The following is an 11505-nucleotide window of genomic DNA, read 5'->3' as shown; positions in this document are numbered from 1 at the left end:
GTGGTGTGGTGGCGAGGCATGGGTCGAGACTAAGCGGACGTTTTGCGCCGTGTCAACAGGAAGATTAGAGCCGCGGTTCTATTCGGGTGGTTGCTCATTCCCACTTGGGCGGTAGGGAATGCGGCAAATTTCATGGCTCCGTATTCGCAGGAGCGGCTTCAGCCGCGACAATGCTTGCGACGCATTCGGCTATCTTTCTCTCATCCGATTGCGACGGTCACTTCCGCCGATCATGCTTGCGACGCACTCGGCTATCTTCCGCTCATCTGCTTGCGACGGTCGCTTCCGTCGTCTCTTTCGCGGCTCACGCCGCTCCTACAAAAACGGAAGATCAATAACTCAGCGCGCGCGACTTGCCCCAGAACACGCGGTAGGAATACGCGGTGTAGCCGAGGATCGCGGGAAGAGTGATCGCGACGCCGATCAGCATCACCTGCAATGTTTCTGGTGCGGTGGCGGCATCGCGGTAGGTGAGTTGATCGACCACGAGATAGGGAAACAGGCTGTAGGCCAGGCCAATGAAGGCGAGCAGGAACATCCCGACCGCACAGGCGAACGGCAGCCAGGCGCGGTGCGGTTGGCCGGTGAGCATTTTTTTCAGCGTGCGTTCGCAGATGAAAAACAACGCTGCCGTCAGCAATGGAATCGGAGCGAGCAGAAAAAAATTTGGCAGCGCGAACCACTTGTCGAAGATCCGCGCGCTTACCAGCGGCGTAGCGATCGATACCGCGACGATGCCGATGCCAGTCAGCCACAGGCTGCCACGTGCCCAGAGCACGGCGCGATCGAGCAGGCCGTTCTCGCTTTTCAGAATAAGCCAGGTCGCGCCGAGCAGCGAATAGCCGGCGATCAGACACAGGCCGATGAAGGCGGCGAAGCTGATGCTCGCGAATGTGTAGTGGAAGCCCAGCAGGTAGATGCCGAGCATGAAGCCCTGCGAAAAAGCCGCGAGCAGCGAGCCGAAGTAGAACGCGCGATTCCACCAGACGCGATGATCGTCATGCGCCTTCACGCGGAAATCGAAAGCGACGCCGCGCAGGATCAGACCTGCAAGCATGAATGCCACTGGCAGGTACAGGCCGCCGAGGATCACGCCATGCGCGACCGGAAACGCCACCAGCAGAATGCCGACACCGAGCACCAGCCAGGTTTCGTTGGCGTCCCAGAACGGGCCGATCGAGGCGATCATCTCGTCCTTGTGCGCGTCGCTCGCACGGCGCAGCAGGATGCCGACGCCAAGATCGTAGCCGTCGAGCACGACGTAGATCAGCATCGACAACGCCATCAGGAACACGAAGATAAGCGGATAGAGTTCGTTCATGCCGGCAGCTCTCCGTAGATTGTCCGCGTCCCGACATGCTTGCGCGCCATATGGAAAACGACGCTGACATAGGAAAGGATCAGCAACGCGTATAGCGACAGGTAGATGCCGAGCGAAATGCCGAGCAGCGGCACGGGTGTCGCTGCGGCCGCATCGCGCGCGAGCAGCACACCGGTGACCAGCCAGGGCTGGCGTCCGATTTCGGTGACGTACCAACCCGCAAGCGTGGCCAACCAGCCGGAGAACGTCATCGCCACCAGTGCGCGCGCCAGCCACACGCCGGGCTCCCCGCGTCGACGCAGCCGCCATGCCGACAACCAGGAAATCGCCAGCATCGCCATGCCGGTGCCGACCATGACGCGGAAGCCCCAGAACACCGGCGCGACTGGCGGATGCCGGTCGGGAAATTCATCGAGGCCTTTTATCTCTCCGTCGGGCGTATGCGTGAGGATCAGCGCGGCGAGTTTCGGAATGCCGACAGCGTAGTCGTTGCGGTGTTCTTTTTCATTCGGCAGAGCGAATGCCAGCGCCGGCGCACCGCGTTCGGTTTGCCAGATGCCTTCCATCGCGGCGACCTTTGCGGGCTGATGTTCCAGCGTGTTCAAGCCGTGCGCGTCGCCGATGAATATCTGCACCGGGATCAGCGTTGCGGCGACGAACACACCGGTACGCAATGCGGCCAACACCGCCGGCGCGCGATCGCCACGCAGCCATTGGTACGCCGACACGCCGGCCATCAGGAAACTCGCCGTCAGACCCGATGCCAGCAGCATGTGCGGCAGGCGGTAAGTGAAAGACGGATTGAACACGACCGCGAGCCAACTGGTGACATGCGCCTGGCCGTTGATCATTTCGAAGCCGGCCGGCGTCTGCATCCAGGAATTGAGCGCGAGGATCCAGAACGCCGACAGCGTAGTGCCGCCGGCGACAAGAAGGGTGGCGGCGGTGTGCACGTTTTCGCTGACCCGGCTGCGTCCGAACAGCATCACGCCGAGGAAAGTCGCTTCGAGGAAAAATGCGCTGAGCACTTCATAGGCGAGCAACGGGCCGGCGATGTTGCCGACCTTCTGCATGTAGCCCGGCCAGTTGGTGCCGAACTGAAAACTCATCGTGATGCCGCTCACTACGCCGAGTGCGAAGCTGAGTGCGAACACCTTCACCCAGAAGCCGTAGGCCTGCATCCATTTGTCGTCGCCGGTGGCGCGGAAGCGCAGCTTGAAAAACAACAGCAACCAGCCCATCGCGATGGTGATGGTCGGGAACAGGATGTGGAAACTGATGTTGGTGGCGAACTGGATGCGCGCCAGGATCAACGGGTCCATCGATTTCTCCGAAAATTTCTGCGGTAGGAGCGACGCGAGTCGCGAATGCCTCGGCAACCGTGATCACCAATCGCTGTGGCGTTCGCGACTTGCGTCGCTCCTACACACAGGCACCATCAATTCTTGCCGCCCGGTACCGCCATCAACTTGTCCTTGAACTCGAGCAGCTTGTTGACCTTGCCGCCGAGTTCCATGAGCTTGACCAGCGTCGATGGCGAGAGCTTGCGCACTTCGGCGAACCAGTTGGTCATCAGTTCCATGAGCTCGTACATCTCGCGCATGCGTTCCTGCGCGTGCATCTCTTCGCTCGAGTCGGTGGGCTCAAGCAGGGCGACGCGCAGCATCGACAGGGTCGGCTCGACTTCGCGGCGTTGCCGCTCCTCTGCCAGGGTGGTGAAGATCGTCCAGACCTCGCCGGGCGCGCTGAAATAGTCGCGACGGTCACCGGGAAGATGCTCGAGCCGGACCAGTCGCCAGGCCATCAATTCCTTCAGGCCCATGCTCACGTTCGAGCGGGAAACACCGAGTTTCTCGGTGATTTCGTCGGCGTGGACGGGTCGCTTGCTGACGAAGATCAGGGCGTAGATCTGCCCGACGGTGCGGTTGATGCCCCATCGGCTGCCCATCTCGCCGAAGTGGAGGACGAAGCTCTGGGTCAGCGGAGGTAGGTTCATTCTGTAGTTTCAGCAATTTCTGAAAGTAGCGGAAATGTACGCCTCGACGCTGAAGGTTTCAAGCTTGGGAAGGGGATAAGGATGTCAGGGGACGGCGCAGTCATCCTGCTCCGACGGAGAAAGGTCGCGGTCGGGCCCGCTCCTACGGGGATCAGTGGGTCAAGGCCTGCAGTGGCGCGGGATGCGCGAACAGGAAGCCCTGGCCGAGATGGCAGTCGAGTTGCAGCAGGGCGGTGCGCTGGCTGTCGTTTTCGATGCCCTCGGCGATCACCTCCATGCCCAGCGAGCCAGCCAGCGCACGGATCGCGCGTACCACCGCGGCGCTGCTGCCGTCCTCGTTGATGCCGAGTTCGGCGACGAAGGAACGGTCGATCTTGAGCGCATGCAAGGGGAAGCGATGCAGGTAGGACAGCGATGAATAGCCGGTGCCGAAATCGTCGAGCGAGGTCAGCACGCCAGCCTCGCGCAGACGGATCATGGTCAGGCGAGCCTGCTCGGGATTTTCCAGCAGCGCGCCTTCGGTGACCTCGACGCGCAATCGCCCCGGCGCGACGCGCTGGCTTTCAAGCAGGGCCAGCAGGCGTTCGGCCAGATGCGGCGAGCGGAAATGCCGCGCCGAGACATTGATGCTGACGTAGCTCTGGTTATTGCCGAGTTGCGGGATGGCGTCGCAGACACGCTGGTAAATCTGCCAATCGATCTGTTCGATGCTGCCGGAATCCTCTGCGGCGTTGAGGAAGTCGCCAGGCAACATCAAGCCGCGCTCGCTGTGATGCCAGCGCAGCAACGCTTCGTAGCCGACCACGCCGCCATCGCCTAGCCGGACGATGGGCTGGAAATACGGCTCGAATTCGTTGCGGATGATCGCGCGGCGCAGGTCGCTTTCGAGATCGAGAAGATGCAGCGCTTCCTCGTGCAGGGTTTGGTCGAACAATTCGAAACGCTGCCGGCCGCGCGCCTTGGCGCGATACATCGCGACGTCGGCATCGCGCAACAATTCCTCGGGGCTGCCGTAGCGCGGATCGGCGAGGGCGATGCCGATGCTGGCGGAGGTGAAGATTTCCTTGTCGCCGATGCGGATCGGATCCACCAGCGAGGCGAGGATGCGTTCCGCGACGCGGGTGGCATCGTCGACGCCGTGGATGTCCTCGAGCAGCACGGTGAATTCATCGCCGCCGAGGCGCGCCACCGAATCGGGCGAGCGCACGCAGCGGGCGATGCGCCGGCCGGCCTCGATCAACAGATCGTCGCCGACCAGATGCCCGACCGAATCGTTGACTACCTTGAAGCGGTCGAGGTCGAGGAACAGCACCGCGAACAGATTGTCGGCATCCTCGTTGTAGCGCTGGATCGCCAGCGCCAACCGCGCCAACATCGAGGCGCGATTCGGCAGCCCGGTCAACGCGTCGTGCCAGGCCTCGTGCTGCAATCGTGACTCGACCTGCTTGCGCACGGCGATTTGCGTACGCAATTCTGCGTTGGCGTGTTCCAGTTCGCCGGTGCGTTCCTGCACGCGCAACTCCAGTTCGTCGTAGGCGAGGCGTAAACCGTCTTGTGCCTGCTTTCGTTCGAGTGCGGTGGCGATGTGGTACGAGGCGAAGACGAGGATTTCCTGGTCGCGCGCAACGTAGCCGATGTCTTTCGAATAGCTCTGTACGACCAGCGCGCCGACCGCACGATCGTTCAGCAGCAGCGGCACGCCCAGCCAGCACTCGGGCAGGGTGCCGAACACCAGCATTTCGCCGGCGTCTATCAAAGCCTTGATCTGCGCCTTGTGCGCGAGCAGCGGATGCTTGTTGCGCAGCACGTATTCGGTGATGCCGTTGGTCAGTCGCCGCGGCGCCAGGCGTTGATCGATCTCGTCGACAAAATAGGGGAAGTCGATCATGTCTCCGGCTTCGGAAACCATCGCGATGAAAAAATTGCGCGCGTCCAGAAGGCCGCCCACCACCGTATGCACGCCGGCGAAGAAATCGTCGAGACTCTGGTGCGCGCTGGCCAGTTCGACGATCTGGAACAATGCCGCCTGCAGGCGCTGGCCGCGTTCGCGTTCGGCCACTTCTTCGCGCAATACCCGGTTGGCTTCGGCGAGTTCACTGGTGCGTCGTTGTACCTCGGTTTCCAGGCGGTCCTGCGCCCGCTTGCGGGTGACGGCGGCGAGGATGTGCTGGGCAACGAAGGACAGCAGCGTGCGATCTTCCTCGCTGTAGCGCAGCGATTCGTCGTAGCTTTGCACCACGATGCCGCCGCGCACGCGTTCGCCCTCGATCATCGGCACGCCCAACCAGTCGATGCTTTCCGGACCAAGCCGGGGATCGTCCTTCAGTCCCAGCGAATGCCGAAGTTCGATACTCGACCCCATCATCGACCGGCCGCGATGCAGCATCGCCAGGGTCAGGCTGTTTGGATAATCGGAACCCGCGAGCACCGGCCCATCGCGCGACATCTGCGAGTTGCCCTGGTCGGCGTAGTAGATGAAGCGCATCTCGTCGAGATCGGGATCGTAGGCGACGATGAACAGGTTTTCGGCATAGGTGAGTTCACCGACGATGGCCTGCACGCGCGCGAGCATGTCGTGCATGTCGAGATCGGCATAGGTCAGGTCGGCGATGGCATACAGCGCGTGCTGCAGCTGTTCGTTGCGTTGCGCGGAGGCGACCGAAAGCTGCAGGCGTTCGATCGCGACGACATCGACCAGACGTGCTTCCAGCAGCGCCAGGAACTGCCGGAAGTCCGAGCCTGCCAACGCGAGCGCGGCGCTGCCGTCCGGCCAATCCAGTTGCAGTGCGGCGCTGCCGCCGGCGAGTGGAATCGAGATCGCGAACGCGCGCGGATTCTCCACGACGCCGCGTGAATCAATCTGGGCTGCGGGCGTGGCGTCGGCGGCATTGCTGGCCTTCGCGGCAGTGACGACCAGTTTCGCGGCACGGCAACCGAGGATGGCGACCACACGCTGGGCGGCTTCGCGTCGAAGCTCGTCCAGTCCGCGTGCTTCGATCAGGGCGAGGGCATGACGCATCGCCAGTTCATCAGGCGGAACGGATGGCCAGGCACTGGCGGGATCGCCGGGAGCATTCATGGTCCCTCCTTGCCCGAGCCTACACCCGATTCCCCCGCAAACGAAAAGCCCGCCAATGGCGGGCCTTTCGATTCAATCTAATGGTGGAGAGGATGGGGATCGAACCCACGACCTCATCGATGCGAACGATGCGCTCTCCCAGCTGAGCTACCCCCCCACAGGGATGGCGAATGATACATCGCGTCCCTGCGGGGCGCCAAATCCCCGGTTCACATCGCGGTTCCGGCAAGCAGGCGGGCCCGCAGCGCCGGGTATTCGGCGGGCAGGGGCTCGGCATGGCTGGGCCGGGCGAGCAGGGCAGCGAGTGTGGGCGGCAACGTGATGCCGCCGCCGATCAGGGGCTCGACCACGCCCTCGAACTTTGCCGGATGCGCGGTGGCGACGACCGCCCAGGCGCCAGTCTCGTCGCGTGCACGCAGCTGTTCAAGCACGTGCACGGCGGTGGCGGTGTGCGGGCAGAAGGTCTCGCCGTGTTGCCGGTGGTTATCGTGGATGGTTGCGCGGATCGCGGCGTCATCGACTGCCGTTGCCTCGAACGCCGTGCGCAGCCGGGTAGCCTCGGGATACAGCCAGCGCAGGCGCTCGAAGTTGCTGGGCGCACCGACATCCATCGCGTTCGCCAGCGTGGCCAGGCTCGCGCGCGGCAGATAGTCGCCGCCGGCAAAAAAATCCGGAAGCACGCGGTTGCCATTGGTCGCCAGCGCGATGCGCCCGATCGGCAGGCCGCAGCTGCGCGCGAGGATCGCGGCAACGGCGTTGCCGAGGTTGCCGGTGGGGATCACGAAGTTCAGCGAATGTCCGGTCGCACGCCAATGCTGCAGGGACGCGGCGGCGTAGTAGCTCATCTGCGGCAGCAGGCGACCGAGGCTGATGCTGTTGGCCGAACTCAAGGGCCGCAGCGATTGCAGTTCCGCATCCGCGAGCGCTTGCTTCACCAGTTGCTGGCAGTCGTCGAAATTTCCGGCGACGCGCAGTGCAGCGATGTTGTCGCCGAAGCAACCGAGCTGGTGCGCCTGCCGCGGCGAGACGCGGCCATCCGGATACAGCACGAGCACGCGCAGGCCGGGCAGCCGGTGGAAGGCGGCAGCGACCGCCGCACCGGTGTCGCCCGAGGTCGCGACGACGATGGTCAATTCGCGTGTCGCGCCTGCCTGTTGTCGTTGCAGGCAGGCCGCGAGGAAGCGGGCACCTACGTCCTTGAACGCGGCGGTCGGGCCGTGGAAAAGTTCGAGGACGAAACTGCCGGACGTGTCCAGTGCGCGTAGCGGCGTCGGAAAATCCAGCGCTTCGGCGCAGATCGCCGCGAGTTCCGGCGCGAGGGCATCGCCGGCGAAAAACGGTGTGAGCAGGCACGTGGCGATTTGCGCGAGACTCTCGCAATCCGCGAAATCCTCTGGCCGCAGCTTCGGCAATTCCGCCGGCACATACAGGCCACCATCGGGAGCAAGCCCGGCGGCGATCGCGGCGCTCAGCGAGGCCGGTGCGGATTTTCCGCGTGTGCTGAGGTAGTTCATGCCAGCACCCGCGCAGCGGGGCCAGCGATAGGCGACACAAAGGCCTGGCTGTCGAAACCGGCATCGGCGAAAGCCGCGCGCATCGCGACCGCAGCGAGTTCGGCATCGGTTTTCTGCTCGAACCAGGCGAACACGCTAGGACCAGCGCCGGAAATACTGGCGCCAAGCGCACCGTGATCGAGCGCGGCGGCTTTCACTGCTGCGAAACCGACGATCAGCGGCGCGCGGCGTGGTTCGACAAGCACATCTTTCAATCCCGCGCGCACCAGCGCGGCATCGCCACGGAAACAGCCGGCGAGCACCTGCGCGAGATTGCCGCTCTGCGCGACGAAATCGCCGAGCGCGTAATCGCCAGCGAGTGCGGCGCGCGCCCGTCGCGTTTCCAGGATCGCCTCCGGATGCACGAGCACGCAATGCCAATGCGCCGGGACGGGAATCGGCACGAGGCGCTCAGGCGTAGCGAGAACGAGGCCGCCGAGCAGCATCGGACCGACGTTGTCGCCATGGCGGCTGCCACTGGCGACGGCCTCGCCGGTCAACGCGAACGGATACAACTGTTCCGGCGTGAGCGGCATCGGCAGCAGGGCATTCGCCGCCACCAGCGCCGCTACGCAGGACGCAGCCGAACCACCCATGCCTGAGCCCAGCGCGATGCCTTTTTCGATCTCGATCTCGAAGCCATGGGCGAGCTGCAGTTTTTCACGCAGCGCGATCAGTGCAGCGCCGGCGGTATTGCGCTCGGCCTCAAATGGAAGATCGACGGTGCTGCCGCGGATCGCGTGGATGCGCACGATGGGTTCGGCGATGCGGCGCACGATGGCGGTGTCGCCTGGGCCGGCGAGGCTGTGGCCGAGGATGTCGAAACCGACGCCGACATTGCCGACGCTCGCGGGCGCGAACGCCGTTGCCTGTTCGATCATGTGGATGTCGCTGCTCATACGCGAGCCCCCAGCGACGAGGCGACGCGCAGCAGATCGGCGAATACACCGGCCGCCGTGACGTCCGGCCCGGCGCCGGGCCCTTGCACCACCAGTGGATTGCTGTCGTAACGGCGTGTGCTGAATTGCACGACATTGTCGGTGAGGCGCAGATGCGCGAAGGCGTGATCGCCAGGGAGTTCGACCAATCCCACTTTCGCCGCGCCATCGCGATCCAGGCGCGCGACGTAACGCAACACTTTCCCTGTGCTGCGCGCCTGCGCATGCCGCGCATGCATCGCTGCATCGGCTTCGTCCAGGCGCGTCATGAACTCGTCGCGGCTGCTTGCCGCCAGCGCTGCCGGCACCAGGCTTTCGACGACGACCTGATCGAGAGAAATCGCCAGGCCGGCTTCGCGCGCGAGGATCACCAGTTTGCGCGCGACATCGGTGCCGGACAGGTCGTCGCGCGGATCGGGTTCCGTGTATCCGAGCGCATGCGCCTCGTGCACCAGCGCGGAAAACGCCTGGCTGCCGTCGTAACGATTGAACAGCCAGGCCAACGTGCCGGAAAAAATTCCTTCAACCGCGAGCAGAGTGTCGCCGGTGTCGAGAAGATCGCGCAGGGTCTGGATCACCGGCAGGCCGGCACCGACCGTGGCCTCGTAACGGAAGCGCGCACCGGTCTGCGCACTTGCCGCACGGATTGCCTGGTAGCGTGCGAGCGGGCCGGCGCCGGCGTGCTTGTTCGGCGTGATCACGTGGATGCCGCGCGCGAGCCAGTTTTCGTAATGCGCGGCGACGTCATTGTTGGCGCTGCAGTCGAGAATGATCGCGTGCGGCAGGTGTTCTGTCTGCACGTGATTGGCGAACGCCTGCAGATCGCAGGGTTGCGTCGAGTCCGCGAGTTGCTGCCGCCAGTCGCTGACGGCAAGGCCCAGTGGATCGAGCCACATGCGGCGGCTGTCGGCGAGCGCGCGCACGCGCAGGTCGAGATTGGCGTCGCGACGCAGGCGCGGAATCGCCTCGCGCAATTGTTCCAGCAAGGCCGCACCGACCTTGCCCGGGCCGATCACGCCGATCGAGATCGTCTGCGGCGACAGCCAGAAACCGGCGTGCGCAGCGCGCAGCGCACGTGCGGCATCTTTGCTGGCAAGCGCGACGGAAATGTTGCGTTCGGATGCGCCTTGGGCGATGGCGCGTACGTTGACTCGCGCGCGAGCGAGCGCATCGAACAGGCGCGCGGCGACGCCGGGCGTGCCGGCCATGCCATCGCCGACCGCGGCCAACACGCTGATGTCGGGCGTGATCGCGATGCTCTGGATCTGGCCGTTCGCGAGTTCCGATGCGAACGCGGAAGCGACCGCGCTCTGCGCGCGTGCCGATTCGGCTGCACGCACCACGCAGCAGATCGAGTGCTCGGACGAACCCTGGGAAATCATCACCACCGAAACGCCGGCGCTGCGCAGGGCATCGAACAAACGTTGTGCGGTGCCCGGCACGCCGATCATGCCGGCGCCTTCGACATCCAGCAGCGCGAGGTCGGGACAGAGCGTCAGGCCTTTCACTGGGCCGCTGCGGTCACTGTCGACGCTGATGCGCGTGCCGGGCAACTGCGGGCGAAACGTATTTCGGATGAAGATCGGCAGCCCGCGTGCGAGCGCCGGTGTCATCGTCTGTGGATGGATCACCTTCGCGCCGAAATACGCCAGCTCGCAGGCTTCGTTGTACGACAGCATCGGCAGGGTGACGGCTTCCGGCACGACACGCGGATCGGCAGAAAGTACGCCGTCGACGTCAGTCCAGATATGCAGTTCGGCGGCGTCGAACAGCGCCGCGAAGATCGCGCCGGAGTAATCGCTGCCGTTGCGCCCCAGCGTGGTGATGCGGCCATTGGCATCGCGGGCGACGAAGCCGGTAATCACAACGCGCTTGTGCGGATTGGCCAGGCGCCAGTCGTGCAGGCGTGCCGTGCTGGTTGGCCAATCGACGGAGACGCCGAGTTCGCCGTGTGCGACGACGAGAATTTCACGGGCATCGAGATCGCCGCAGTCTTTGCCGAGATGGCGGAAATGCTCGGCGAGCATGCGCGCCGAATAAACCTCGCCCAGGCCCTGGATCAGCTCCAGTGCTTCACGGCCGGGCGAGCCGAGCACCGACAGAGCGTTGAGCAGGCCGTAGAGTTCTTCGAAGCGCGCCTGCAGCCAGTCATGGCAGGCCGTCGAGTCGGCAAACAAGGCGTCGGCGGTGGCGAGGTGACGATCGCGCAGCTTTTGCCAATCGTCCGGCCAGTGCGGTTCGCGGCGCGCGGCGGCATCGGCGAGCGCGAGCAAGGTGTTGGTGACGCCATGCATCGCCGAAACCACGACGACCTGCATGTTTTCATCGCGGGCGAGGAGGTTGCCGGCGACTTGCCGGAAACAATCGGCGTCGGCAAGCGAGGAGCCGCCGAACTTGTGCGCAACGGTCCGGGTTGCCGCCGCGGAATGGTTGTCGATGCGGGAATTGCCTGCGCTTGCGACAACGGGATCGAACGAATTCATGCAGCCTCCAGTGGGAGGCCCTGCGTCGTCGGGGATGGGGGTCGTGCCGCGCCCGCATCCTCGATCGAGGTGCGGGGCCGTGTTTGCGCGTTCTACCCGCGTACGACCAACCGCACCACTGGAATAGTGGTGATG

The 11505-nt window shown here is 64.4% G+C and carries 7 protein-coding genes and 1 tRNA gene; all 8 read right to left on the bottom strand.

Features of this window, described 5'->3' with window-relative positions; genetic code table 11:
* Window positions 1-331: 331 nt before the first annotated feature.
* The 8 genes from VKM35_RS02290 to thrA all read right to left on the bottom strand — a co-directional run bounded on the left by VKM35_RS02290 (window position 332) and on the right by thrA (window position 11370).
* On the bottom strand, window positions 332-1321 hold the full coding sequence (locus VKM35_RS02290; protein WP_324317926.1) for a cytochrome d ubiquinol oxidase subunit II: 990 nt from the start codon (window positions 1319-1321) through the stop codon (window positions 332-334).
* A complete protein-coding gene (locus VKM35_RS02285; RefSeq protein ID WP_324317924.1) occupies window positions 1318-2643 on the bottom strand; it encodes a cytochrome ubiquinol oxidase subunit I in 1326 nt (441 codons plus the stop codon). The genes VKM35_RS02290 and VKM35_RS02285 overlap by 4 nt, the downstream gene beginning before the upstream one ends.
* Before the next feature lie 116 nt (window positions 2644-2759).
* Window positions 2760-3317 carry a GbsR/MarR family transcriptional regulator gene (locus VKM35_RS02280; RefSeq protein ID WP_324317922.1) on the bottom strand — a complete coding sequence of 186 codons (558 nt, stop codon included), beginning with the start codon at window positions 3315-3317 and terminating at the stop codon, window positions 2760-2762.
* A 151-nt stretch (window positions 3318-3468) separates the two neighbouring features.
* Window positions 3469-6396 carry a bifunctional diguanylate cyclase/phosphodiesterase gene (locus VKM35_RS02275; protein WP_324317920.1) on the bottom strand — a complete coding sequence of 976 codons (2928 nt, stop codon included), beginning with the start codon at window positions 6394-6396 and terminating at the stop codon, window positions 3469-3471.
* An 81-nt stretch (window positions 6397-6477) separates the two neighbouring features.
* Window positions 6478-6553: transfer RNA gene (locus tag VKM35_RS02270), tRNA-Ala, on the bottom strand.
* Between the two features lie 52 nt (window positions 6554-6605).
* Window positions 6606-7910, bottom strand: a complete 1305-nt coding sequence (gene thrC, locus VKM35_RS02265; RefSeq protein ID WP_324317917.1) for a threonine synthase — start codon at window positions 7908-7910, stop codon at window positions 6606-6608.
* The gene (locus VKM35_RS02260) at window positions 7907-8848 is read right to left on the bottom strand and encodes a homoserine kinase (protein WP_324317915.1); all 942 of its coding nucleotides are present in this window, start codon (window positions 8846-8848) and stop codon (window positions 7907-7909) included. Before VKM35_RS02260 ends, thrC begins: the two co-directional genes overlap by 4 nt.
* Window positions 8845-11370, bottom strand: a complete 2526-nt coding sequence (gene thrA / locus VKM35_RS02255; RefSeq protein ID WP_324317913.1) for a bifunctional aspartate kinase/homoserine dehydrogenase I — start codon at window positions 11368-11370, stop codon at window positions 8845-8847. The genes VKM35_RS02260 and thrA overlap by 4 nt, the downstream gene beginning before the upstream one ends.
* Between the last annotated feature and the right edge of the window lie 135 nt (window positions 11371-11505).

It is taken from the genome of Arenimonas sp., from assembly GCF_035312645.1.
GTDB lineage: Bacteria > Pseudomonadota > Gammaproteobacteria > Xanthomonadales > Xanthomonadaceae > Arenimonas.
Note: the sequence above shows the minus strand (reverse complement) of the source record. Positions and strands in the feature narration are given on the sequence as shown.